Annotated in this window: 23 protein-coding genes and 2 pseudogenes; 15 read left to right on the forward strand and 10 right to left on the reverse strand. The window is 54.2% G+C overall.

All coding sequences use genetic code 11. The features are described 5' to 3' along the window. Positions 1–24: 24 nt before the first annotated feature. The 6 genes and pseudogenes from liaF to GHH_RS02295 all read left to right on the forward strand — a co-directional run bounded on the left by liaF (position 25) and on the right by GHH_RS02295 (position 3052). A complete protein-coding gene (gene liaF / locus GHH_RS02280; protein WP_015373948.1) occupies positions 25–756 on the forward strand; it encodes a cell wall-active antibiotics response protein LiaF in 732 nt (243 codons plus the stop codon). Further along, a complete protein-coding gene (locus GHH_RS02285; protein WP_015373949.1) occupies positions 753–935 on the forward strand; it encodes a hypothetical protein in 183 nt (60 codons plus the stop codon). Before liaF ends, GHH_RS02285 begins: the two co-directional genes overlap by 4 nt. A gap of 144 nt (positions 936–1079) precedes the next feature. Then, positions 1080–1256 (forward strand): hypothetical protein, encoded by a 177-nt coding sequence (locus tag GHH_RS18705; RefSeq protein WP_015373950.1) that lies wholly within the window; start codon positions 1080–1082, stop codon positions 1254–1256. Between the two features lie 12 nt (positions 1257–1268). Next, a pseudogene (locus tag GHH_RS19675) lies at positions 1269–1447 on the forward strand (transposase); the annotation flags it as partial. Positions 1448–1539: 92 nt separating this feature from the next. Further along, a pseudogene (locus GHH_RS02290) lies at positions 1540–2427 on the forward strand (sensor histidine kinase); the annotation flags it as partial. Then, positions 2420–3052, forward strand: coding sequence for a response regulator transcription factor (locus GHH_RS02295; protein WP_015373952.1), 633 nt, complete (start codon positions 2420–2422; stop codon positions 3050–3052). The pseudogene GHH_RS02290 and the gene GHH_RS02295, both read left to right, overlap by 8 nt. A 192-nt stretch (positions 3053–3244) precedes the next feature. Here the strand turns inward: GHH_RS02295 and GHH_RS02300 are convergent, their stop codons facing one another. Further along, positions 3245–3646, reverse strand: coding sequence for a hypothetical protein (locus GHH_RS02300; RefSeq protein ID WP_013522973.1), 402 nt, complete (start codon positions 3644–3646; stop codon positions 3245–3247). A 193-nt stretch (positions 3647–3839) separates the two neighbouring features. Here GHH_RS02300 and GHH_RS02305 point away from each other — a divergent pair, with 193 nt between their 5' ends. The 4 genes from GHH_RS02305 to GHH_RS02320 all read left to right on the forward strand — a co-directional run bounded on the left by GHH_RS02305 (position 3840) and on the right by GHH_RS02320 (position 8482). After that, a complete protein-coding gene (locus tag GHH_RS02305; protein WP_015373953.1) occupies positions 3840–5297 on the forward strand; it encodes a YdiU family protein in 1458 nt (485 codons plus the stop codon). 74 nt (positions 5298–5371) lie between these two features. After that, complete coding sequence (locus GHH_RS02310; protein ID WP_015373954.1) at positions 5372–5656, forward strand: hypothetical protein; 285 nt, start codon at positions 5372–5374, stop codon at positions 5654–5656. Positions 5657–5768: 112 nt separating this feature from the next. Further along, the gene (locus tag GHH_RS02315; protein WP_033005468.1) at positions 5769–6557 is read left to right on the forward strand and encodes a MerR family transcriptional regulator; all 789 of its coding nucleotides are present in this window, start codon (positions 5769–5771) and stop codon (positions 6555–6557) included. Positions 6558–6775: 218 nt separating this feature from the next. Continuing rightward, positions 6776–8482, forward strand: a complete 1707-nt coding sequence (locus GHH_RS02320) for an ABC-ATPase domain-containing protein (RefSeq protein WP_015373956.1) — start codon at positions 6776–6778, stop codon at positions 8480–8482. Between the two features lie 69 nt (positions 8483–8551). Here GHH_RS02320 and GHH_RS19075 read toward each other — a convergent pair whose 3' ends face one another. Further along, positions 8552–8746, reverse strand: coding sequence for a hypothetical protein (locus GHH_RS19075; protein ID WP_168105296.1), 195 nt, complete (start codon positions 8744–8746; stop codon positions 8552–8554). Positions 8747–8913: 167 nt separating this feature from the next. On the opposite strand from GHH_RS19075, the gene GHH_RS02330 reads away from it, so the two are divergent. The 4 genes from GHH_RS02330 (at position 8914) to GHH_RS02345 (ending at position 14315) form a co-directional block, all read left to right on the forward strand. Further along, the gene (locus GHH_RS02330) at positions 8914–9282 is read left to right on the forward strand and encodes a DUF2294 domain-containing protein (RefSeq protein WP_011229945.1); all 369 of its coding nucleotides are present in this window, start codon (positions 8914–8916) and stop codon (positions 9280–9282) included. A gap of 450 nt (positions 9283–9732) precedes the next feature. Further along, positions 9733–11238, forward strand: a complete 1506-nt coding sequence (locus GHH_RS02335) for an NADH dehydrogenase subunit 5 (RefSeq protein WP_015373958.1) — start codon at positions 9733–9735, stop codon at positions 11236–11238. Next, on the forward strand, positions 11231–13846 hold the full coding sequence (locus GHH_RS02340) for a DUF2309 domain-containing protein (RefSeq protein WP_015373959.1): 2616 nt from the start codon (positions 11231–11233) through the stop codon (positions 13844–13846). The genes GHH_RS02335 and GHH_RS02340 overlap by 8 nt, the downstream gene beginning before the upstream one ends. A gap of 151 nt (positions 13847–13997) precedes the next feature. Beyond that, a complete protein-coding gene (locus tag GHH_RS02345; RefSeq protein WP_011229948.1) occupies positions 13998–14315 on the forward strand; it encodes a DUF3870 domain-containing protein in 318 nt (105 codons plus the stop codon). Positions 14316–14399: 84 nt separating this feature from the next. Here GHH_RS02345 and GHH_RS02350 read toward each other — a convergent pair whose 3' ends face one another. The 3 genes from GHH_RS02350 to GHH_RS02360 form a co-directional block, all read right to left on the reverse strand. Continuing rightward, positions 14400–15599, reverse strand: a complete 1200-nt coding sequence (locus tag GHH_RS02350; RefSeq protein WP_015373960.1) for an acyl-CoA dehydrogenase family protein — start codon at positions 15597–15599, stop codon at positions 14400–14402. Between the two features lie 111 nt (positions 15600–15710). Then, entirely contained in the window at positions 15711–16892 is a 1182-nt protein-coding gene (locus tag GHH_RS02355; protein ID WP_015373961.1) for a CaiB/BaiF CoA-transferase family protein, read from the reverse strand. 321 nt (positions 16893–17213) lie between these two features. Beyond that, positions 17214–19226 (reverse strand): penicillin-binding transpeptidase domain-containing protein, encoded by a 2013-nt coding sequence (locus GHH_RS02360; protein WP_015373962.1) that lies wholly within the window; start codon positions 19224–19226, stop codon positions 17214–17216. 237 nt (positions 19227–19463) lie between these two features. Here GHH_RS02360 and GHH_RS02365 point away from each other — a divergent pair, with 237 nt between their 5' ends. Beyond that, complete coding sequence (locus GHH_RS02365; protein ID WP_015373963.1) at positions 19464–20237, forward strand: glycosyltransferase family 8 protein; 774 nt, start codon at positions 19464–19466, stop codon at positions 20235–20237. Positions 20238–20346: 109 nt separating this feature from the next. Here GHH_RS02365 and GHH_RS02370 read toward each other — a convergent pair whose 3' ends face one another. From GHH_RS02370 to GHH_RS02385, 5 genes are all read right to left on the reverse strand, one after another. Further along, on the reverse strand, positions 20347–20532 hold the full coding sequence (locus tag GHH_RS02370) for a YfhD family protein (protein WP_011229952.1): 186 nt from the start codon (positions 20530–20532) through the stop codon (positions 20347–20349). 89 nt (positions 20533–20621) lie between these two features. After that, positions 20622–20750 carry a YfhE family protein gene (locus tag GHH_RS17830; RefSeq protein WP_013146323.1) on the reverse strand — a complete coding sequence of 43 codons (129 nt, stop codon included), beginning with the start codon at positions 20748–20750 and terminating at the stop codon, positions 20622–20624. A 230-nt stretch (positions 20751–20980) separates the two neighbouring features. Beyond that, positions 20981–22036 carry an RNA-guided endonuclease TnpB family protein gene (locus GHH_RS02375; RefSeq protein WP_015373964.1) on the reverse strand — a complete coding sequence of 352 codons (1056 nt, stop codon included), beginning with the start codon at positions 22034–22036 and terminating at the stop codon, positions 20981–20983. 166 nt (positions 22037–22202) lie between these two features. Beyond that, on the reverse strand, positions 22203–22757 hold the full coding sequence (locus GHH_RS02380; protein ID WP_011229954.1) for a GNAT family N-acetyltransferase: 555 nt from the start codon (positions 22755–22757) through the stop codon (positions 22203–22205). A 244-nt stretch (positions 22758–23001) separates the two neighbouring features. Then, complete coding sequence (locus tag GHH_RS02385; protein ID WP_015373965.1) at positions 23002–23919, reverse strand: TIGR01777 family oxidoreductase; 918 nt, start codon at positions 23917–23919, stop codon at positions 23002–23004. Positions 23920–23984 lie beyond the last annotated feature (65 nt).

The following is a 23984-nucleotide window of genomic DNA, read 5'->3' on the forward strand; positions in this document are numbered from 1 at the left end:
TTTGGACAACAGGGGGCTCCCCACATGCTTGATCAACGGAAGAAAACTGACTATGTCAGTTGGGTTGTTTTGGTGACACTGCTCCTTTTTGCAATCGAAATTTCGTTTTTTCGCCCGGGCGTGCTGTTTTCGTTAAGTATATCGGTCTGTTTGATTTATGTTGGAAGGAAAAAATGGCATCGGCGGAAAGGAAAATGGCTGTTTTGGCTTGGCTGCATCATGTTGGCCATTCATGTGTTCACGATGATGGCCGCTCGTTTTGTCATGGTCGCGCTGTTGGGTTATGCCCTTTGGCAATTGTTTCAGTCGAAGCGGCATCCGACGGTGATCCGCCCGACTATGGCTGAGAACTCGTATGGGGGAGAGGAAATCGTGCGCCGTCAACCGCTGTTTCAAAATGTATGGGTTGGCCGGCAAGCGACCCCAGAACGGGCGTATGAGTGGAATGATGTCAATATCCAAACGGGGATCGGGGATACGGTCATTGATGTCAGCTATACTGTGCTTCCGAAAGGGGAAGCGGTCATTATCGTGAGAGGGTTGATCGGCAACATTCGAATTCTCGTTCCGTACGAAATGGAAACACGGCTCGTTCATTCCGCCATTTTCGGTGTTGCCTCGCTGTTTGGCAAGGAACAGGAAAAAATGTTCAACGAGACGCTCATTTATCAAACTTCTTCGTATGATCAAGCGGAGCAAAAGCTAAAAATCGTCACCTCGATGATCATTGGCAATGTCGAGGTGACACGCGTATGAGCCGACCGATGCTCGCTTCTGTTTTGCTTGCGCTTGTGCTTGCTGTGGCGTTGCTCATTTCCTTTCTCTATTTCCTTCCGCCTGGAATGTGGTCGTCTTTGTGGGATCAAACCGTGATGGGGTTGCCGTTTTTGTTGTTTGTGTTCGCCCCTCGTTCGACAGTTTTGAGACCATTTTAGGCAAATGAAAATGGTTACAAATGCTGTAATATCAAGGATTTCACGATGCGGATCCTAGAAAAAAACGCTGAATTTCATAGGCACACGACTTGACAAATTAACCTTTTAAAATAGCCAAATATCGTTTATAATATAGGCATGTACATGCGGAAAGTAACACGCAAAAATAAAGATGGAACGACCGTGGCGTATCTCCAGCTTGCTCACAACGAATTGGATCCGAAGGTCAAATATGCGAAAACGAAGGTGATTGATTCGTTTGGGCGCGAAGACGAGGTGGATCGCGCTGTCTTGGAGCGTCTGGCCAAAAGCATTTCGTGATCCTTTCTCCTGACTCATGAATCGTGGCCGAAAGTAAGGGACGAATGCGAGCGTCTTATGCTTGGACATTTTTCTTCAAAAACGGAGACCTTGATCAACGAACCGAGCTGACGGCCAAACAAGCGCAACTCTTTGCGGCTCTAGGGCTGGAACCTCCTCCGAAGATCCTAGGCATCCATCCTCGCCCCTAGATACACGCCCGAAGTGTGCTCAAATGCCTCTCGTCCCTTTTGTATCAAGGGTCGAGAGGCATTTTGTTTGCCTAGTCACTGTCGAACTCGGGTTCGCTGTAAGCCTGTGTATGGGGATTGCTGTTGGACTTATGCTTGATTCCTTCTTTCGCAAGCAATGGCAAGCGGTTGTGCAGGCGCTTCGGCACATTGAACAAGGAGAGATGGGGGAGTTGCATCGGGAAGGGCCGCCGCCGGAACTGCAAGACGTTTGGCAACAAATCGCCAAGCTGCAAACGCAATGGCTCGAGCAAACGAAACGCGTGCAAAAATTAGCGGCGGAAAAGGCCGAACAGGAAGAGCGGCTCGTTGAGCGCATTCTGTCGGAAGAACGCACGCGGCTGGCGCGGGAACTGCATGATTCCGTAAGCCAACAATTGTTTGCCGCTTCGATGATGATGTCGGCCGTCATGGAAACGATGCCGTCGGACGATGAACGCCATCGGAAGCAACTGAAAATGGTCGAACAAATGATTCATCAGTCGCAATTGGAAATGCGGGCGCTGCTTCTGCACTTGCGGCCGGTGCAGCTAAAAGGAAAATCGCTCCAAGAAGGGATGAACGAACTGCTGACGGAACTGGCGGGGAAAGTGCCGCTCGAGATGAAATGGAAAATCGAAGACATTCCGCTAGATAAAGGGGTCGAGGATCACCTGTTCCGCATTTTGCAAGAGTCGCTTTCCAACACGCTGCGCCATGCGAAAGCGAAGTCGTTGGAAGTATTGCTCATCGAACGGGACGGGTTTGCCATTTTGCGCGTCACCGACGATGGCGTTGGCTTTGATGTGGAACGTTCGAAAAGCGGCTCGTACGGGTTGCAGCACATGTATGAGCGGGCGGCGGAAATCGGTGGGATGTTGAAAATTGTCAGCTTAAAAGGTCAAGGAACGAGGTTGGAAGTGAAAGTGCCGCTTTTGCACAGGGGGGATGACCGTGATTAAGGTGCTGCTTGTCGACGATCATGAAATGGTGCGGCTTGGCGTGTCGGCGTATTTATCCGCCCAACCGGATATGGAGGTGATTGGGGAGGCGGAAGATGGAACAAAAGGGGTGGAGCTCGCCCTCCAGTTGCGGCCGGATGTCATTTTAATGGACCTCGTGATGGAACCGATGGACGGCATTGCCGCGACGCGCGAAATCATCGGCGCGTGGCCGGAGGCGAAAATCATTGTCGTGACGAGTTTTTTGGATGATGAAAACGTGTTCGCCGCGCTCGAAGCAGGGGCGACGAGTTATTTATTGAAAACATCGAAAGCGAGCGAAATTGCCGACGCCATTCGCGCCACGTTCCACGGGCAATCGGTGTTCGAACCGGAAGTGGCTGGAAAAGTGATGCGAAACTATCGGAAACAAGAAGAGCGCCTGCCGCATGAGCAGCTTACGAGCCGGGAGATGGAAGTGCTTTTGTTGATGGCGCAAGGGAAAACGAATCAACAAATCGCAGATGAATTGTTCATTTCACTGAAAACGGTGAAAGTACACGTAAGCAACATCCTCGCCAAACTTGGCGTCCAAGACCGGACGCAAGCGGTCATTTACGCGTTTCGGCATGGCTTAGTGAAATGAAGAGCATGTGAGCGGCACAAGCGCTATGCATGGAGAGTATGCTATGTCGAACGCGATTCATTTTTTGATAGGGAGTAGGTGTTCTGTGAACACCAAAACCGCTCCGTTTCATCAAGATGAACATGGAAGATGAAACGGAAGCGGTTTTTGACGTGCGGTGGACAGGGAAAATGGCTGGCTAACTGAGAGGGGTTACGCTTGCTTGGTCAGTTGGCGAAGTTTTCGGTCGTGGTGGAGCACTTTTGTTGTCAACACTTCGACCGAGGCTTGAGTATCTGTTAATTCTTCTTCAAGGTGGTCGATTCGTTCGTTCAGTTGTCTGTTCATCTGTTGCATTTCCTCACGAAGGGAGTCGATTTTGGCCTCAAGCCGAGTCTCAACAGCACGGATTTCTGCTCGGAGCTGTTGTCCCATTTCCTGCATCTCACTGCGGAGTCGTTGCTCCATTGTTTGCATTTCATGGTGAAGTCGCTGTTCCATCGTTTGCATTTCATGATGCAGTCGTTGCTCCATTTCCTGCATTTTCGAGCTGATTTTGTCAGAATGCTGTTCGAGCGCTTGAAGCACCGCTTGAATGATTGTTTTCTCTTCCACTTTTTCTCACCTCCTCACAGGTATTATACAAAGAAACGGGGCGAGAAAGAAAGAGAAAATATGGTGGTTTTCGTCGAACGTTGACGGTTCGGTTTTTGGTTTAGGATCGCGCGTTTTCGGTTTATCATGCCGCCCGCTTTGCCGTACAATAAACTCATATAAAAAGGCTGTTTTGGCCGCAAAGGAGATGACGATGTTGGACGCAGGATGGAAGTTCGACAACAGTTATGCAAGGCTGCCGGAGCGCTTTTTCAGCAACGTCCTCCCCACGCCGGTGCGCGCGCCGAAGCTTGCGGTGTTGAATCGTTCGCTGGCCGCAGAGCTTGGGCTGAATGAGGAAGCGTTGCGAAGTGAAGATGGGGTGGTCGTTTTAGCTGGAAACAAAATTCCAGACGGAGCTGAGCCGCTGGCGCAGGCGTATGCGGGGCATCAGTTCGGTTATTTTACGATGCTTGGCGACGGACGGGCGGTGCTGCTTGGCGAGCACGTCACCCCAAGCGGCGAGCGGGTGGACATCCAGCTGAAAGGCTCGGGCCGGACGCCGTATTCGCGCGGCGGTGATGGGCGGGCGGCGCTTGGGCCGATGCTGAGGGAGTACATTGTGAGCGAGGCGATGCACGCGCTTGGCATCCCGACAACGCGAAGTCTTGCGGTCGTCACCACGGGAGAGACGATTATGCGCGAAACGGAATTGCCTGGGGCGGTGTTGACCCGTGTCGCCTCGAGCCATCTGCGCGTCGGGACGTTTCAATACGCGGCGCAATGGGGGACGATAGAGGAGTTGCGCGCTCTGGCCGATTATGCGCTCTGGCGCCATTTTCCTGGCTTTGAGGAAGCTGAGAACCGCTATTTGTTTTTGCTTGAACAAGTGATCGAACGCCAAGCGGAACTGATCGCGAAATGGCAGCTTGTCGGCTTTGTCCACGGGGTGATGAACACGGACAATATGACGATCAGCGGGGAAACGATCGACTATGGGCCGTGCGCGTTTATGGACACATACAGCCTGGAGACGGTGTTCAGTTCGATTGATACGGAAGGGCGGTATGCGTACGGAAACCAGCCGTACATCGGGGGCTGGAATTTGGCAAGGTTTGCGGAAAGCTTGTTGCCGTTGCTTGATGAGAATGAAGAAAAAGCGATCGCGCTTGCCCAAGGGGCGCTTGACCACTATCCGAAGCAATACCACGACCATTGGCTTAGCGGGATGCGGGCGAAGCTCGGCCTTGCCGAGGAGCAGGAAGGAGATCAGAAGCTGATTGCGGATTTATTGCGGCTGATGGAGGCGCACCGCGCTGATTATACGAACACGTTCCGGGCGTTGACGTTAGGCGAATATACGGGGATGGCGCTGTTTGATTCCGCTGAGTTCCGAGAGTGGCATGAGCGCTGGCAGACAAGGCTCAGCCAAGAATCGGTGTCAAGAGAGGAAGCGTATGAACGGATGCGCCGCCATAATCCGGCTGTGATTCCACGCAACCACCGGGTTGAAGAGGCGTTGGCCGCCGCGGTCAACTGCGGCGACTACAGCGTGATGGAGCGTTTCTTGGAAGCGCTGGCCGACCCGTACGCCTACTCGCGGGAGCAAGAGAAATACGCGGAACTGCCCCCGCCGTCCGCCCGCCCGTACCGGACGTTTTGCGGGACGTGATGGCGTTTTTGTTTAGCGGCAAAGGAGAAACGAGATCGCCTTTTGCATCGTCTAATTTGGATGGAGGTGGTTAAGTGAAGCGAAATGTTCTTCTGTTGGCCGCGGTGGGAATATTGGTTGTATGTGCTGTCCTCTTTCCCTTGCAATGGGACGGGACGGACAAAACAAAGGAACGATATGCGTCATTTCACCAGCGTATCATCATCCGCGATTCGGTTGGCGAGCCGCTTTCGCCTCATGTGAAACAAGCAGGGGCGATGGAAACAACGAGCGAGCCGCAGCTGTTGCCTAACGTCGATTTGAACCATTCGATTGTGATAACGAAGATGCCGCATATCGAGAAAACGAGGAAAAATTGATGAAAGGCATCGCTTTTAACAAATAAAACAGCGATTGTTCAATGAGGGGCTGGTCGTGAGCCCTTTTTTCTTTTTTCCTCTTTACCTTTACGTTGCGTCAAGGTGTATCGTCATGAATAAGGAGGTGAAGGAAGTGGAGTACACGGTGCATGAGCTGGCGAAACTGGCGGGGGTGACAAGCCGGACGCTTCGGTATTACGACGAGATTGGGTTGCTGAAGCCAGCGCGGTTGAGCGAAGCCGGGTATCGGCTGTACGGGCGGCGCGAAGTCGATCGTTTGCAGCAAATTCTCTTTTACCGTGAGCTTGGCGTCGATTTGGAAACGATCAAACAGATCGTCCATTCTCCGTCATTCGATGAACTGAAGGCGCTCAGACAGCACCGCCAGCAGCTGTTGGAAAAACGGCGTCATCTTGATGCGTTGATTGCGAGTGTTGAAAAAACGATTGCCGCGAAAGAAGGAGGAATGATGATGAGCGACAAGGAGAAATTCGCCGCGTTTAAGGAGCGGCTGATTGAAGAAAATGAACAGAAATATGGGGAGGAAATCCGGCAAAAATATGGGGAGGAACAAGTGAATCGCTCAAACGAAACACTGCGGAACATGACGAAGGAACAGTTTGATGAGGCAGAGAAGCTCAGCAAGGACGTGCTTGAGGCATTGAAAGAAGCGATGTTGTCCGGCGACCCGGCCGGAGAGGAGGCGCAGCGGGCCGTTGCCTTGCATCGGCAGTGGCTTAGCTTTTGGTGGGATCATTATTCTAAAGAAGCGCACGCCGGGTTGGCGCGCCTATATGTTGAGGACGAACGGTTCAAAGCGTACTATGACCGCGTCCACCCGGGGGCGGCGGAATTTCTCAAAGAAGCGATTTTGATTTATACAGGGATGAAAAATCGTTAAGCAGCAGGCGGCTCGTTCTAAAAATAGGCGGGCCGCTGTTTTTGCTGGTGATGGATGAAGGGGATGGGTTTGCGGTACAATCAAAATGGTGCATAGGGGCGCACAATGGTTGAACATGATGATGAACGTGTCACGCAGGACTATGGGGCATTCATGGAGTTGCCTCCAATTTCAAGGTGTCCGTGGAAAGATGAAGGGAAAAGAAAGGGGATGGTTGGATGGAAACGCTGAGACAACGGCTGCGGTCGATCGACCAAAAAGGCTATAAGGCGTATAAAGCGATTGAAGGTACATATCGATTTCCACTGTTTACGCTCGCGATTGACCACGTGCAAGGCGATCCGTTTGCCGAACCGTCCAAGGTGCGGGTGATCGTGCCGCGGGCGAAAACGGCGCTGGCAGCGGAGTGGACGAATACGAAACCGCGGCGCGTCCGCTGCGAAGATGTGCTAGCGCGCCGTATCCATCATGCATTGCGGCAATGGCCGCTGCGGGCGCGCGGGTCGGGAAAAAGTGGACTCGTCTTGATTGATGCGCCGGGGCAAAAAGTGCTCGAGCGGACGGCGGTGCAAGTGGCTGACGAGACGATTACGGTTTGTTTATCGGTCGGTTTGCCGGCGAATGGACGGCGCATTTTGGCGAAAGAAGCCGAGGCCATCTTTTTCGAGCAAATTCCATCCGTCATTGAGCGAGCGGTGTACGGCCTTCGGGAAGAAGACATCCGCCCGGCGGTGGAGCTGGCCGATCAGCAGCACGCCATTCGCCGTTATTTGCGCGAGCATGGTTTGGTGGCGTTTGTCAAAAACGGCGCGATTTTGCCGCGGGAGAGCGGAGTGAGCGACAAGCCGCTGCAACGTGGAGCGGTGCCGTTTCAAAGCCCGCCGGAGCTGGAGATCGCGATCCCCGTTCCGCATCGCGCTGAACCGATCAAAGGCATGGGCATCCGAAAAGGCATTACGCTTATTGTCGGCGGCGGGTATCACGGCAAATCGACGCTGCTTCAGGCGTTAGAGCACGGCGTGTATGACCATATCGCCGGCGACGGGCGGGAGTTTGTCATCACCGACAGCGGGGCGGTGAAAATTCGCGCCGAAGACGGCCGGAGCGTCGCCAGTGTTGACATTTCGCCGCTCATTGGCGCGTTGCCGTACGGCAAAGAGACAACGCAGTTTTCGACGGAAAACGCGAGCGGCAGCACCTCACAGGCCGCGAGCATGATCGAAATGATTGAAGCGGGGGCATCGGCGTTTTTGATTGACGAAGATACAAGCGCGACGAATTTGCTCATCCGCGATGGACGCATGCAGGCGCTCGTGGCGAAAGAAGCCGAACCAATCACGCCGTATATCGACAAGGCGCGTCAACTATTTCGCGATTACGGCATTTCGACGGTTCTTGTCGTCGGCGGGTTGGGGGATTACTTGGACATCGCGGATTGCGTGATCAAAATGGAGCAGTACGTCCCGTTTGATGTGACGGGGGAGGCGAAGCGGATCGCTGCAGAGATGCCGTCGGGACGGAAAGCGGAAGGCGGAGAGTCGTTCGGCCGCATTCGCGAGCGCATTCCCCTGCCCGAAAGTTTGAACAGCCAAAAAGGAAAAAAAGCAAAAGCCGTCGCGCGCGGACGGCACGTTATTCAGTACGGGCAAACCGATCTATTGCTTTATGCGCTTGAGCAGCTGGTCGATGACAGCCAGACTCGGGCGATTGCCGCGGCGCTGCTGTATATGGAACGAAAAGGATGGCTCGACGGGAAGAAAACCATCCGCCAACTACTCGATGCGATCGAAGAGCAATGGGACCGTCAAGGGCTAGGCTCCATTTCGTTCCGAAAAGGGAATCCGGGTGAACTTGCTCGCCCGCGCCGCTTCGAGCTGGCGGCGGCACTGAACCGGCTGCGGTCGCTCCGGTGTATAAAGCAGTAGCCAGCTTGGAAAGGAGAAAGCCGGTTTGCTTGTTCTTGGCGACGTTTCCGCGCAGGTTGGATGACGGGGTTATTGGGGAGAAGGAATGGCTTGGTTTTTGTTTTTCCCAGTTGCAACAAAAAATAGGGTCGCAGGATGTGCGGCAAGGGCGTTTGTTTTCCCTGCTGGCCAACGGAACAACGGACGCTCTTGTTTCAACAGGGGCGGCCGTGTGCCGGTATCGACCCAGGCGCGGCCGGTGCGGGGCCGCTGTTCTTGTTCCAATAGACGATGCCTCATGCCTCTGGCAAAACGCGAATGAATCCGCTTTCTATCGGCGCCTTGCCCATTTTGCTCTAGCGCTATCCACCAATTACGGCTATAATAATGTTTATCAGTGCAACGTGGCGGATGGCGGCGAGAAGCCGCGGGTTGGTTAGGGGGATCAGGGCATGAACAAGTCAAAAGGTTGGATGGAATCGGAAATCAGCAAAGCGTTGACGAAATGGGAAAAAGATTTTCTCGGCCGCGGCTCGGTGTCAGTGAAAACCGATATTTTGCGCGATATGATCATTGTTTCTTTGCACGGCATCCTGACGCCTGCTGAGTACGCTCTTTGTGAATCGAAGGAAGGGATGCTGGCGGTGAAACGGTCGCGGACGAGTTTGGTGGAATCGGGCGTCGATGATTTGAAGAAGATGATTTTGGAAATCACGGGTGAAAAAGTAAAAAGCTTTCATACCGATTTAAGCACCCGAACGGGTGAGCGGATTATTGTCTTTAAGCTGTTCAACGATTTGGAGAAACAGTTGACAAAATAAATTTTTCCATGACAAATCAATAAAGTTATTGTATAATTGAAACAACTTTTGTATAGTAAGTATATATAAGTTGAAACTTTGTTTTACATCCAGTAGAGCGCCCGCTGCATTCTATCAAAATGACTTGTTATGAAGGAAAACAGAATCGAACAATCGGAAAATCTTTATTGCAACTTATATAGAATAAAATAGTGGACGATGCTGTCGGGAGCCCTTCAAAAAACCTACGTGGGCTTAGGTTCGTTGAAGGGAAACCGACCGTCGCCTGCCGCGCGACAACGAACGGGAGATCTTCAAACAATCGAGCGATGATTGGTTGAAGGTAAACCGGCTATGGGCAATCGATAGGCAATGGAACGGCCTTTTTCGGCCGTTTTGCCTGATTGACATAGCCGGTTTTTTCTTTTTTCTCTCGAACGATGTGCAAGCAGATGAGGGGAGGAGATGGCAATGGGGAACGAATGGTTCGCATGGGGATGGCTGGCGGCGATTGCGGTCGTTTTCCTAAGCGCGATCGTGTGGCTGTTTCCGCGCGTGTCGGAACGATATGTGCATGTGCACGTTTGGCTGTTGCTGTTGCCGGGGGCGGCGGCGCTATTCGGATGGATCGGCGCCGGCGGCGCGGTCGACATCGGCCCGTGGCGGTTTGATGCGACGAGCTGGCTGTCCGCCGTTTATATTTCGCTTCTCAGCTGGGCGATTCAACGGTTTGCGGTTCGCTATTTGCACGGCGACCGCCGCTATCGGCTGTATTTCTCGCTCTTGACATGGACGTCATTTGCCGCTTCGCTCACGTGGGCGGCCGGCGACTTGCGGTTGATCGCAGTGTGCTGGGGGCTGCCGCTTGTGGGGCTTGTGGCGTTGATCGCGTTGAAAAAAGAATGGGAGCCGGCTCAGTTCGTTGCCTGGCAGATGGGCATGCTGTTTTTGGCAAGTTGGATTGCTGTGGCCCTCACCGCTGTTTGGCTTGGGGCGAGAGTCGGTGAATGGACGCTCGTCTCGGCGTTGTCGGCGGAACGTTTAGCTCGTCTCGCTCTATGGGAAAGGGCGGTGATGAGCGGATTGCTCATGTTGGCTGCCGTCATTCCAGCTGGGCAATGGCCGTTTCATCGCTGGCTGATGGAATCAGCCGTGACGCCGACGCCGGTGTCAGCGGTGATGCATGCCGGTCTTGTCAACGCTGGGGGGCTCTTGCTTTGGCGCTTTTCTCCGCTTTTTCACGAAACGTGGGCGCATGTGGCGCTGTTTCTGATCGCTTTTGCCTCGATTTTGATTGGCACGGGCGTTAGCTTTGTTCATGTTGACTATAAGCGCCAGCTCGTCGGTTCGACGATGGCGCAAATGGGCGTCATGCTTGTGCAATGCGCCCTGGGCGCTTACGGGGCCGCAGTAGTGCATTTAGTGTTGCACGGGTTGTTTAAAGCGACGCTCTTTTTGCAGTCCGGGTCCGTCGTGCCGCGAGTCGGTCGGGCAGGATTGCGAAAAACAGGCAGTTCGCGGCCGGGCGGCATCATCCTCGGCGTGCTGTTTGGGTGGGCCTTTTGGCAGGCGGCTCCGCACGAACCGGCCCGGCTGTTGAGCGCGCTTTTGCTTTCGGCCTCGGCAACGGTTGCCTGGGGACGGCTTACGGATTTTCGCGAAGGCCGTTGGCTGGGCTTTGCGGTTGTCGTTGCTTTGGCGTTGGTGTCCGAAACGGTGCGCCATCAATTTATGGCGCTGCTTCATAACGGGATGTCGTCCGCTTTTTTGCCGCCCGCTTCGTTCGAATGGCTGGTCTGCGCTCTGTTTGTTGCCGCGGCGCTGGTTGCTGTATGGATCGCGAACCGGCGCAGTTCCATGCTTGCCATTCGCCTGTACATGTGGTTTGTTCATCTTGGTGAACCGCGTCCGGCGGCGACCGAAGCACACCCGCGTTATTTGGCGTCCTATCTAAAGGAGGGGATGGCTCATGAGTAGAAGCGTCATATCACTTGAACGGTCAACGGAGGCAAAAAAAGCAGCCGCTTGTCCGCTCGAGGCGATCGTCAGCGAAGCGGCGAAGGTGATCGCTCCGCTTTGGCCGATTTCTGCGTTTATCGCCCGCCATCCGTGGATGGGGATGGAAGACAAGTCGTTTGTCGACGCGGCTGACCGGCTGCAAGAAGCTTACGGCATCGACTTGTATCCGCCAATGGCCGTTTTTCATGCGGCGCTATCCAAAGGGGAGATTGACGTTTCCTTCATCGAGCGGCGTCTGCAACGATGGTTGGATGACGAGCCGCTTCCTGCGCCGCGCCATGAAGCGGAACGGCTATGCCGCGCCCTCCTTTGGAACGATGCGGTGCCCGAAGAAGCGCTTCAGATGCCGAAACTGATCGAGTTGGCCGCCGCTATGCCGCTGCGCTCTGTTTCCATCCGCACGCGGTCTGTGCGCCTTGGTTTGGAAAAGCGGTTGAATCAACAAATGATCAAATGGTGCAAGCTGTTTTACGATCGGGGAGAGGCGGCGTGGGCGCTGCCGCACCGTGAACACGGCTTTTACGGGTCTTGGCGTCGCTTGGCGCCTCTTGATCCGTCCTTGTCCAAGGAGGAGCGGAAACGGCTTTTCGATTGGCCTCACCATCCAGAGGAGGCGCTGCAACGGGCGCTTGAGCAGCTCGGGGTGCAGGATGAGGAAGCAGTGGCCTATTTAGAAGCGCATTTATTAGCTCTGCCCGGCTGGGCGGGGATGATGGTCTGGCAATCGCGCCGTGCAGGTGACGAAATCGTCGGCGGGCTGATCAACTACTTGGCCGTTCGTTTGTCGCTGGAGTGGGTGTTCACAGCGCCCCATCTGCCGCTGAAGGAGGAAGAAAACGAAGACGATCGTGCGGTTGGGCCGCTGTTGGCCGCCTGGATCCACTGGGGCGGCATGACGCTGGACGACTGGCGGCGCCTGTCGCTCGAAGACCGCCAAGCTCGTCTGGTGTTCGCCGATCGGTTCTGGCGGATTGGCCGCCGCCATCTTTGGCTTGAGGCGTGGGAAGATACGTATGAAGCGAAGTTGAAAGAAGCGGTTCTCACCCGTCAACCTGAGGAGCCAAAAGAGCAGGCGGCAGCGCAGCTATTGTTTTGCATTGATGTGCGCTCCGAGCCGTTCCGCCGTCATGTAGAGGCGGTCGGCCCGTTTGAAACGTACGGCTGCGCTGGCTTTTTCGGCTTGCCGATCCAAACGCGCGTGCTTGACGGAGATGACGCCCATCCATCTTGCCCGGCGATTGTGGCGCCGCGGCATGAAATCAACGAAACCGCTTCTCCCGAAACGGCGGCGCCGTACCGCCGGCGGCGCGATCTGTTCCGCTTTGTCGGCCGGACGTTTAAAAAAATCAAGCAGCATCTGCTGGCTGGTTTGCTGCTTCCGGAAATGAGCGGCCCGTGGCTCGGTTTGCATACGATCGCCCGCAGCGCGGCGCCGGCTTGGGCCGGGCAAGCCATTCATCAGGCGGAAATGTCGGCGCAACAAAAACCGAAGACGACGCTGTCGCTTGATTGCCAAGGGCATGACGAAACGACTGGGCTGCCGATCGGGTTGACAAAAGAAGAGCAAGTGCAATACGTAAAACAGCTTCTCGTGAACATCGGCCTGACGTCTTCATTTGCCCCGCTTGTCGTCGTCTGCGGCCATGAGAGCGAGACGACAAATAACCCGTATGCGTCCGCGCTCGATTGCGGGGCGTGCGGCGGCGCGGCTGGGGCGTTCAACGCCCGCGTATTCGCCGCGTTGGCCAACTTACCGCACGTGCGGGATGGATTGGCGAAAGAGGGAATCATCATCCCGGATGAGACCGTGTTCGTCGCCGCTGAACATATCACGACCGTTGACGAGTTGCGTTGGGTGGAAGTGCCGCCGTTATCCGAAGCGGCTGAGGCGGCGTTTCGACAGCTGAAACAAGCGCTTGCCGACGTCAGCCGCCAAGCCAATGCTGAGCGGATGGCGAAGCTGCCGCATGTCGGCGCCATGCCGCGCGATCCGGTGGCGGAGGCGCAACGCCGCGCCGTCGACTGGAGTGAAATTCGTCCGGAGTGGGGATTGGCGGGGAACGCCGCTTTCCTGATTGGGCGGCGGGCGTTGACAAAGGGCGTTCATTTAGACGGCCGGGTGTTTTTGCACAGCTACGATTGGCGCGAAGATCCGACCGGTGAGGCGCTGGCCGGCATCATCGCTGGGCCGGCTACGGTTGGGCAGTGGATCAACTTGCAATATTATGCTTCGACAGTGGCACCGCATCATTACGGAAGCGGCGACAAAACGACCCAGACGGTGACCGGCGGCATCGGCGTCATGCAAGGGAACGGAAGCGACTTGCTAGCCGGCTTGCCGTGGCAGTCCGTCGCCGCATCTGACCGTGAGTGGTTCCACTCTCCGCTTCGGTTGCTCGTCATCATTGAAGCGCCGTTTTCCTATATCGAGCGGTTGCTCGATGAAAACAGCGAATTTCGGCGCAAAGTCCAAAACGGCTGGCTCCGTCTCGCCTCGATTGACCCAGACAGCGGGGCGTGGGTGAACTGGGAGGCAGGCCGTCTTGCGTCGGTACAGCAGCGCTAAAAAGCAACGATATGCCGCTTGCCGGGTTTGTCTGGCCGGCGGCTTTTTTTCGTTGACTGCCAAACGAGGCAGGGAAAATGGATGCACGCCGCGAAATAAGATAGCAGCTGGTATAACAGCAACAGGAAAGACGAGGAAAGAGGGAAAGCGGATGAAAACGCAGTTTATCGCTGGTCATGCGCGGCTGCCGGCCGGAATGGCGGCGAAAAGCCTTTACGATACGCTGACGATCACAGCGGAAATTGATAAAAAATACGGGGTGATCGTGGAGGCATCATGCACATTGGCTACTGAACATGGGCGCGATTACGTGGCCCGCCTGCTTCGCGGCCATTCGCTGCGCGATGGCATCGACGGTCTGCTCGCCGAGCTTGACGAAGGGTATTTAGGGAAAGCCCATTCTGCTCTGTGCGCGGCGCTAAAAGATTTGTACAAACAATATTGCAAAATGGAGGAGAAAGAGCCATAAGCCGCTGCCCCTCATCGGTTGATGGGGGGCAGCGGCGTTTTGGTGCGGGTCAGCGGTTTGGCCGCCCATGATTTCGTTGGTGATTCAGTTTTCAGCCGGCCGCCATGCCGGCAGCGTTTTGCGCAACGGTTTGTCTTGGCGGTAACCGAGCACATATTCGGCCTGCATGATCGTATGAATTTCCCGTGTTCCTTCGTAAATGACCGGCGCTTTCGAGTTGCGCAAGTAGCGCTCGACCGGGTATTCGTTCGAATAGCCGTAGGCGCCATGGATTTGCACGGCATCGTCGGCCGCCTGGTTCGCGTAGTCGCAGGCGATCCATTTGGCGAGCGATGTTTCTCTCGTGCAACGCCGGCCTTCGTTTTTGAGAAAGCCGACTTTGTAAACGAGCAGGCGGCTGATTTGCAAACCAGCTTCCATGCGGGCGATCATTTGCTGGACGAGCTGATGGCGGCCGATTTCTTTGCCGAATGTTTTTCGTTCGTGGCAGTATTTAACGCTCGCCTCAAGACATGCCATAATGAGGCCGACCGCGCCGGCGGCGACGGTGAAGCGGCCGTTGTCAAGCGCTGACATGGCGATTTTGAATCCTTCGCCTTCTTCCCCGAGCAAGTTTTCTTTCGGGACGCGGACGTTGTCGAAAAACAGCTCGCCAGTGTTTCCGGAACGAATGCCAAGCTTCCCTTTGATCGGGCGCGACGAAAAGCCGGGCATCGTCCGTTCGACGATAAAGGCGGAAATGCCGCGGTGCTTTTTCGATTTGTCCGTATAGGCGAATACGAGAAAATGGTCAGCGATGTCAGCGAGGGAAATCCATGTTTTTTGTCCGTTTAAAATGTAGTCATCTCCGTCGCGGACGGCTGTCGTCTGGATGGAAGCGACGTCCGAGCCGGCGTTTGGTTCAGTGAGGCCGAACGCGCCGATTTTTTCCCCGCGGGCTTGCGGGATAAGGTATTTTTGTTTTTGTTCCTCAGTTCCCCATTGCAAAAGAGTGAGGCTATTGAGTCCGGTGTGGACCGACACGGCGGTGCGAAACGCCGTATCGCCGCGCTCAAGCTCTTCGCAGACGATGGCGAGCGAGTTGTAGTCCATGCCCATGCCGCCGTATTCTTCCGGGATGCACACTCCCATTAAATTGAGCTCGGCGAGCCGTTTGAAAATGTTGCGGTCGAATTCGCCGCGTTCGTCCCATTCTTTGATATACGGCATGATCTCTTTGTCGACGAATTTGCGCACCGTTTGCCGGAGCATTTCTTGTTCCGGTGTAAAGTCGAAGTTCATCATCGTTTCCATCCCCCTATGCATCCGTTGTTGTGTAAAGGCGGTTTCCATTGCATGCCAGTGCACTGGCGGGCGTTCAGCCGGCCGTTTCCAGAAACTTTGTCTTCGCGTTGGTTATGGCGATTCGTTATCGTTGCCTTCGGCTTCTGGATCGTTTTGCCACCTGGTTTCGGCTTCGTTGTTATGTTCGCCGGCGAGCGGCGGCGGCAGCCGGTAGGAGACCGGTGTCCCAGACAGCTTGAGCGGGCTGGCGACAAGTTTCAGCGGACCGACGGTTGGGTGGTGCATGGTGACCGTCATATGACGCGCGTCGGTTTGCGGATGGCGAAACAGTTCGTCCATCGTTTGCACCGGGCCGCACGGGATCCCTTTTTCAGCGAGAAGGCGCTGCCATTCGGCGCGCGTCCGCCGCTTGATTTCTTCATTCAGCCGCCGGTTTAGTTCGTCCCGATGGGCGACGCGGCCTGGGTTTGTCTGAAAACGCGGGTCAGACCCGATCGAGCGGTCGGACAATAGCGAGCAAAGCGCCTGAAATTGCCGGTCATTGCCGACGGCGATGACGATCGGACCGTCGCTTGCCTCGTACGTTGAATACGGAACGATGTTCGGATGCTCATTGCCAAGCGGCTGCGGAATGTCACCTGACATTAAGTAGTTCGCCGCCACATTCACCAATGCACTGACAGCGCAGTCAAAGAGCGATAAATCAATTTTTTGTCCGCGCCCCGTTTTTTCACGAGCCAAAAGCGCCGCTTCGACGGCGATGGCCGCATACAACCCTGTAAACACGTCGGTGACGGCCACTCCCACTTTGAGCGGGCCGGTGTCCGCGGTGCCGTTGATGCTCATCCAGCCGCTCATCGCCTGAATGATGTAGTCGTAGCCGGGAAGCGAAGCGAGCGGACCGGTTTCGCCGAACCCGGTGATCGAGCAGTAGATGAGGCGCGGGTTGAGGCGGGACAGCGCTTCATAGTCAAGCCCCCATTTGTCCATCGTCCCGGTTTTGAAATTGTGGATGACGACATCGGCTGTCTCCGCCAGACGGCGAACGGTTTCCCGCCCTTGTTCTGTTTTTAGATCGACGGTTACACTTCGCTTGTTGCGGTTGACGGCCGTGTAGTAGGCGCTCATCCCATTTTGGAACGGCGGCCCCCAAAACCGGGTGTCGTCCGACCCGCCCGGCGCTTCGATTTTGATGACATCGGCCCCTAAATCGCCTAAAATCATCGTCGCATACGGGCCCGCCAATACGCGCGACAAGTCAAGGACGCGCACGCCATCAAGCGCTCCCGCCATTCGTTTCCCCCCCTTTCCTGACATGCAAAAAGCCGGTTCCCAGGCAAGGTAAAGACAGGAACCGGCTTGAACGGACTGAGAAGGCATTCCGGCGCGGAAATGCCGTCAGGCCGCACAGTTCTTTTTCAATAATATGGAAGGCAAACATAGCGATGAATGCTGCCGTGACGGGTAGCGAAGTCAATGAACAGTGATGCCAGCCGTCTGATCTGCCGGGCGGTGAAGCGGGCAGGAGACGACTCGATACATTTATTATAAAATATTGTTTGATAATTGTAAATAATCTAACTTGTATAAAAAACATCCGCCAGCCTTAATCGGCTAGCGGAGGGAAGTAAAGATGCGCTTCGCTGCGTTGACGGCGTAGCGGCTGCCGCCGTCGTTTTCCACCCCTTCGATCAACAGGGCAAGCAACAGATCACGGCGGTCGGCCGGGTAGGCAACGAACAAACCATTTTCCTTTCCTTGTGTTCCTTTTTCCTGCTTCAGCTCGGCGGTCCCGGTTTTGCCGGCAAGCGGAATAGATTTGATGTAAGCATCATGAGCCGTTCCGTTCGGATCAGCGACAACACGGACTAAATCGCCGGCGACGATGGCGGCTGTCTGGCTGGAGATGACGCCTTGTTTCCAGACGGTTTTCGGTTGGCCTTTTTCGAGCACCGGTTGAAGCAAATCACCTCCCGTTACAAACGGGGTGTAGGCAGCGGCAAGGTGAAGAATGCTCATTTGCATTTCCCCTTGTCCATAGGCAGTATCGGCCAGTTGTGGTCCCGTTTTCAAGCTCCCGCTATTGGAAAAACGCGACGCCGGAATTGGGTACGGAAATGGTGGCTTTTCTCCAAACCCGAATGAGCGAAGGCCGGACTCCATCCGTTCCGGGCCGAGCTCGAGGCCGGCCATGGCAAAGTAGATATTATCAGAGTAAACAAGGGCTTTGGTCAGGTCGACGCGCTCCGGTCCATCGTGGACGCGGGTGATGAAATAGTTGCCCCATGAACGATCCGGCTGCCAACGTCGGCCGTGAATCGTTTTTGTTTCTTTTGGCGTGATGGCGCCTTGTTCAAGAGCGATGGCGGCAATAATTGGTTTGATGGCTGATCCCGGTGCATAGGTCGCAGCAAAGCGGTTAACGAGCGGGCGGAGCGGGTCATTTTGCCATTTTGCGTATTCCGATGATGAAAGGCCGAGCACGAACCGGTTTGGATCAAACGACGGGGAACTGACAAGTGCCAAAATTTCTCCCGTTTGCGGATGGATGGCCGCCGCTGTGCCGGCGCGACCTTTCATTTCGCGGTAAATGGCCTGCTGGACTTTGGCGTCAATCGTTACCGCAATCGTTTCGCCGTCTCTCGGCTTTGTTTCTGCGATGGTCACGGTCGATCCGTCCGCTTTTTCGATATAAAGGCGGGCTCCGTCATGGGCGCGCAGTCGCCCTTCCCAAAGCTCCTCAAGACCGCGTTTCCCAATCCGGGAGGTTGGCGAGTAGCCTTCATCTTTCTTTGCCTCCCATTCTTCTTTCGTGATCGTGCCCACATACCCGACTAAATGAGCGGCTGCTGCGCCAAGCGGATATTCCCGTTCGGGCGTTTCTTTAACGGCGACGGCTTGGATGCGGCGAGCTTCCTCAACCCGCTTATCAGTTTTCGACACCTTTTGAATCGGTACGAAATAATCGGGACGCACCCAAGGCGCGTTTAGCTTTTCTGTAATTATTTCGGGCGAAACGCCAAGCAGCGAGGCAAGCTTCTGTTTGATGGTTTCCGCATTGTCGCCCATTTGCCCTGGAATTACTCCGATCTCATATGCCGTACCGTTCATGGCAAGCGGCTGGCCGTTGCGGTCGATAATTTCTCCCCGTTTTCCCGGCGTGATGTTCAGCCGCACTTTGTCATTGGGGCCAAGCTGTGGGAAAATATAAGACGGATCCCACTTTATGCGCCATTGTTCTTTGTCATTGGATTGTTCTTTGACAAGCTTTGCCTCGTGGCGAAACTGCACGGGCCCGGCGACTGTGTCCATTTTTACGGAAAACGGCAAGGAGATTTCCGTTTTGTCACCGTCTTTTTTATCAGTTTGAACAGGGACTGGGGCAACGGATAAGTGAGACACCTGGATGTCGCCGTAAATTTTTTTATAGCGGTCAACAAATTGCTCTTTGCCGACTGTTTTTTTCGTTTCTTCTGAGAGCATGTCGTACATTTTCGCAAATTGCTGTTTCGTCCAGTAGGAGGTGTACGTTTTTAATGCATCGTGCGGCGATGGCGGTTTGCTGCAGGAGAAAAGTGTGATTGCTAAAAACGAAATGAGAGCCAACACCCAACGAACATTCCCCATATGTTTCCAATCCCCCTTTTTCTGTTCTCTTTCCACTATATCATGGACAGGAAATATGATCCAACGAAAAGGATGATGGGAAAACATTGCTGTCCAAGGCCAAAAGGGGGGCAACATTTGCCCGTGTTCAGATATAATTGTAAAGAAAGGGGAATCGATGAGATAAGGAAGTGATGGAGCATGTTTCATGTTTTAGTGACGACAGACGCCAACTAACTGCCGCCGCTGAAAGTGTTGATGCACTCATTATTTTGCCATAATCGCCGCCCATTCAGATTTTACTTGTTATATTCACGTATTAGTGAGGAGGAGATTGAGGCGCTTGGCGAGTTTGTTCGCCGGCAGGGGCATGAGCTGGTGCCGATTTACGTTGATCCAGAACTGTTTCATGATGCGCCTGTTTTCCGCCACTATACGGTGGAGATGTATTACCGTCTGGCGGCGCATTTGTTTTTGCCGCCAGATGTCGACCGTGTCTTGTACCTTGATCCGGATATTGTGGCGATCAACCCGATGGATGAGCTGTATGACATGGATTTTGAAGGGAACTTGTTCATTGCGGCTGAGCATACCCATTCGACGAAGGTGGCAAACTTGTTCAACAAGTTGCGGTTAAAAACGCCGAACGCGAAAGGGTATTTCAACACGGGTGTGATGATGATGAACATTGCGATGATGCGCGAACACGTTCGGCTTGCGGACATTTACCAGTTCATTCGCGACAACCGGTTCAAGCTTGTTCTTCCTGACCAAGACGTCTTAAACGGGTTGTACTGGGACAAAATTAAACCGGTCGACTGCTACCGCTACAACTACGACGCACGCTATTATGACTTTTTGCAGCTTTTGCCCAACCCGAAACACGATTTAGCTTGGATTGAGGAAAACACCGTTTTTATCCATTATTGCGGCAAGGAAAAACCGTGGAAAGACCATTACAAAGGGGAGTTGGGGCGGTTTTACAAACGGTACAGCCAAGTGTTGGAGCTCGAGGGCGAGGCGACGGTGTAGCGTGGCTTGAGAGACGCGTTGAACAAAGAAAGTCTCTCACTCCAAGCAAAGCGAAGCGGAAGCGGTTCACAGGAAAAAGGCGCCCCATCAAAGCGGGCGCCATGTTCGATTACTGTTTGCGCTCTTGCCGGCGGATGCCGGCTGCCGCAGCGCGTGCCTGTGCTTCAAGGTCTTCATGGTCGGCAAATTCTGCCGAGTATTCCACATCGATGCCGTCAGATTTCAGCTGTTTCGGCACTTGCGGCAAAGTCGCCTTGTTTTTGTCGCGTGTTCGTTGTCCGCGAGAACGGCCCATCATCCATGCCCCCTATAGAGAAGTGTGAATCGTACGATTCAATCATTAGGATGGCATGGACGGCGCCAGCGTATAAATAGCAATCGTTTCTAGTGGCGCGCCTTTTTGGCCGTATAGCCGCCCGCTTGGTCCGCCATTTTAAAATCGCGGGCATAGCTTACTTCTTGGGCGCTTGTCAGCGTATGCTTCGCTTTTTCGCGTTTTCGTTTTTCCGCCATCGCTTGTTCCCTCGCTTTGCATCTATATTCCTTTAATTCCATTTTGCGCAAAACCAGCCGTTTTTATGCTTGACACTCCACACGGCTAAAGCCGTGGGATTCTTGGGTCGTTCGCGTCCTCATCCATTTCTGGTTCGGACAACGCCCAAGTTTAGGGGTGTGTCATCACCCCGTCCCATCGGGTTAGAGTGTACCCCGATGGGCGGCGCACCTGTGACCAGTGCGCTAGGTTAGGAGGCGAAGCCCGAAATCGCTTTGGCGATGTTGATGGCGCCATTCAAGTCGGCGTGGAGAGTGTATCCACACCTTTGGCATCGGAAGCAGATGCCGTTTCGGTTCGCTTTCTCTCGATGTCCACATTTACACGTTTGGCTCGTATAAGTTGGATTCACCCACTCCACCCGAATGCCTGCCATTTCGGCTTTATAGGCAATCATCGTTTGTAGTTGGTGAAATGCCCAAGAATGAAGGCTTCGTCCTGCTTCTTTAGCCGATGTTGCCCGCTTTCGAATGCCTGTCAACTCTTCCATCCGAATCACGCCAACACCGTTGGCGAGCGCAACATTCACGATTTGACGGCTGATTTTGTGATTTTGATCCTTCATCCAGCGGGACTCTTTGCGGCCGATTTTGCGAATCATCTGGAGCTTCTTGGCTTTGCCCAACGTTCGCCGCAAAGCCGCATAGCGTCGGCGCACAAAGGCGCATTGGTTCCCTTTGAAAAACCACGATTTCGTTCCCACGCTGGCCACGGCGATATAGCGAAGCCCAAGGTCAACGCCCATCACCTTTGTTTCGTGCCGCGGCTTCACGTCAAAGGTGATCGCGATCGCCAAGCACCATTTCTTTCTCTTTTTGTAGAGCTTGGCGGCCCCTTGTTTGGCGGTTCCATCGAGCAGCCGATTCAGCCACGCTTCTTGGTAGGGGCGCGCAACCACTGGCACGCCAATTCGCTTCTCCAGTGTGGGGAAGGAAACCGTGTAGAACGCTCCTTTCTTTTCCACCTTTACGTTTTGATTGTTAAAGCAACACCAGAATGTTCGGAACTTCTTTGCCTTTTGTTTTTTCTTTTGGGCCTTCACTTCTCGAATCGTCTGATTCACGACGGCGGAAGGAAACCGCTGCGACGAAAACTCTTTAAATAGTTTGCTCGTCGCTTGATTCAGCTCGGGATGATTCAACAGCCAATTCGCAAACGCGGTATTCACTTCTGTCATCCGTTCATACATGTCTTGTTTGGCTTTCGTCGGCTTGTGCAGTTCCAGCCTGAGGGTGATCGTGGGCATGGATTCACCTCCTTGCAGCAATGACAGGATGCCATTTCCATATGAAGAAAACGGCTCACTTTCATCCCACGCCTAAAGAGCGTGGGCTTTCTCGTTCGCGAATCTGTAAAAAAGAGGATGTCCGTTTGGACAGCCTCTTTTTGCATCAGATGCGCTCTCCCGCGGCTTATGCCTCTTTGCGCTGTTCTTCATTGTGGGCAAAGGAAGGATGGCGCATTGTATAGAGCGTGTAGTTGTCTTTTGTAATTTCGTACAAATTGTATACATCCGCGCCGATTTGCTCGAGCAACGCCCGCCGCGTTTCATTGGCCGGCGTGACGTACGGCAGTTTTTCCGCCGCTTTGATCGAGCGGACGTTGACTTTGCGAATGCGCAAAAACACGGTTTCGATCGACAGCTCATAAAACAGCTCATGGAAAAACGCTTCTTTGGCGCGCCGATTGTAACCGAGCCCGTGATACGGCTTGCCGAGCCACGTGCCTAAAAAGCCGGCGCCATCTTGGATATCAAAGAGGCTGATTGTGCCGATCGGGTTTCCCCATTCGTCTAAAATCGTGCGCGAAATCAATTCGCCACGTTCTTCCGCCTCCATGAGCTGTTTTGTCATGAATAAAAACTCTTCGTACGAGCTGGCTTTTTGGCGCACGAAAGGGAAGACGTCCGGATGCACCATCAGCTCGTACAGCGCATGGCAATCTTGCAGCTCGCGTTTTTTCAACATGGCCAATCCCTCCTTTGGATGCCGAGGGCAGCCTCCCAGCGGGAACCCACCCTCGAAATTTTTTTATTAAAACTTCATTAAAAAAATTTCGGGGTGGGAATCGAACCCACTAGGACCAGCGCGAGCGCTGGTGACGCACCATTTGCCTTCCCCTTGTTCCTGTCCGTATGCGATTATGACGACAACTAGCCTAAGGTCTCCTTTATCATACACGATCGGAGGCGAAAAGGGAATTGTTTTTTTGTTAATTTTTTTTGGATATTTTTTGTCGGTCATGGGGCAAAAGCAAATCGGTGAGACAGCCTTCCAACGTTGGAAACGAAAAGCGGAAGCCGGCTTGCAATAGCTTCTCTGGAATGACGCGCTGCCCTTCGGTGACAAGCATGCTCATTTCGCCAAGGAGAAGACGAAGCGCCCAAGCGGGAATCGGAAGCCAATGCGGACGGCCAAGAAGGCGGGAGAGCATGCGGCCGAACTCATCCATTTGCACTGGATAGGGTGCGGTGAAATTGATCGGGCCGGACAATTCCTCGTGTTCGATGATATACGAGGCCGCGCGCACGACGTCTTCAAGATGAATCCACGATAGCCATTGCCGTCCGCTGCCGATTGGACCGCCGACAAACAGCCGGTACGGCTTGATCATCATCGGCAAGGCGCCGCCATGTCGGGCAAACACGACGCCAAAGCGAGCGTAGACGGTGCGGATGCCAAGCTGCTCAATCGGACGGGCCGATGCTTCCCATGCTTGGACGGTCTGGGCTAGAAAGTCGCCGCCGTAATCGGTCGTTTGCTCGGTAAATGTTGCGGAGTCCGAAGTGCCGTAAATGCCGATGGCGCTGGCGTTGATAAACAACGACGGGGGGCGGGACAGTGAATCGATGTAGCGGCCCATCGCTTCGGTGGATCGAAGGCGGCTGTCAAGGATGATCTCTTTTTGCTTCGCCGTCCAACGTTTTCGATTGAGCGGCTCCCCGGCTAAATTAATGGCGACATCGACAACTTCAGGCTTTCGGTGGTTGTCGAAGGAAAGGTAATGAATGCTGCCTTCGGAAGGTTTGGGAGAGCGGGTGAAAATGTAGATCTCATGTCCTTGCTTGGAAAAATGGCGGGCGAGCGCCTGGCCGATCAGCCCAGTGCCGCCGTTGATGGCGATGCGCATCTTGATTCCCCTTCCATTGGTTTATATTATGACTTCGCTTTTGGTGTCAGAAGTTCCTGCTTATG

It is taken from the genome of Geobacillus sp. GHH01 (assembly GCF_000336445.1).
GTDB lineage: Bacteria > Bacillota > Bacilli > Bacillales > Anoxybacillaceae > Geobacillus > Geobacillus zalihae.

Bases quoted from the DNA above. Each gene is read 5' to 3' on its own strand.
- liaF (WP_015373948.1), top strand. From the start codon at position 25: ATGCTTGATCAACGGAAGAAAACTGACTATGTCAGTTGGGTTGTTTTG.
- GHH_RS02285 (WP_015373949.1), top strand. From the start codon at position 753: ATGAGCCGACCGATGCTCGCTTCTGTTTTGCTTGCGCTTGTGCTTGCT.
- GHH_RS18705 (WP_015373950.1), top strand. From the start codon at position 1,080: ATGCGGAAAGTAACACGCAAAAATAAAGATGGAACGACCGTGGCGTAT.
- GHH_RS02305 (WP_015373953.1), top strand. From the start codon at position 3,840: ATGTTGGACGCAGGATGGAAGTTCGACAACAGTTATGCAAGGCTGCCG.
- GHH_RS02315 (WP_033005468.1), top strand. From the start codon at position 5,769: ATGAATAAGGAGGTGAAGGAAGTGGAGTACACGGTGCATGAGCTGGCG.
- GHH_RS02320 (WP_015373956.1), top strand. From the start codon at position 6,776: ATGGAAACGCTGAGACAACGGCTGCGGTCGATCGACCAAAAAGGCTAT.
- GHH_RS02330 (WP_011229945.1), top strand. From the start codon at position 8,914: ATGAACAAGTCAAAAGGTTGGATGGAATCGGAAATCAGCAAAGCGTTG.
- GHH_RS02335 (WP_015373958.1), top strand. From the start codon at position 9,733: ATGGGGAACGAATGGTTCGCATGGGGATGGCTGGCGGCGATTGCGGTC.
- GHH_RS02340 (WP_015373959.1), top strand. From the start codon at position 11,231: ATGAGTAGAAGCGTCATATCACTTGAACGGTCAACGGAGGCAAAAAAA.
- GHH_RS02345 (WP_011229948.1), top strand. From the start codon at position 13,998: ATGAAAACGCAGTTTATCGCTGGTCATGCGCGGCTGCCGGCCGGAATG.
- GHH_RS02350 (WP_015373960.1), bottom strand. From the start codon at position 15,599: ATGATGAACTTCGACTTTACACCGGAACAAGAAATGCTCCGGCAAACG.
- GHH_RS02355 (WP_015373961.1), bottom strand. From the start codon at position 16,892: ATGGCGGGAGCGCTTGATGGCGTGCGCGTCCTTGACTTGTCGCGCGTA.
- GHH_RS02360 (WP_015373962.1), bottom strand. From the start codon at position 19,226: ATGGGGAATGTTCGTTGGGTGTTGGCTCTCATTTCGTTTTTAGCAATC.
- GHH_RS02365 (WP_015373963.1), top strand. From the start codon at position 19,464: ATGCACTCATTATTTTGCCATAATCGCCGCCCATTCAGATTTTACTTG.
- GHH_RS02370 (WP_011229952.1), bottom strand. From the start codon at position 20,532: ATGGGCCGTTCTCGCGGACAACGAACACGCGACAAAAACAAGGCGACT.
- GHH_RS17830 (WP_013146323.1), bottom strand. From the start codon at position 20,750: ATGGCGGAAAAACGAAAACGCGAAAAAGCGAAGCATACGCTGACAAGC.
- GHH_RS02375 (WP_015373964.1), bottom strand. From the start codon at position 22,036: ATGCCCACGATCACCCTCAGGCTGGAACTGCACAAGCCGACGAAAGCC.
- GHH_RS02380 (WP_011229954.1), bottom strand. From the start codon at position 22,757: ATGTTGAAAAAACGCGAGCTGCAAGATTGCCATGCGCTGTACGAGCTG.
- GHH_RS02385 (WP_015373965.1), bottom strand. From the start codon at position 23,919: ATGCGCATCGCCATCAACGGCGGCACTGGGCTGATCGGCCAGGCGCTC.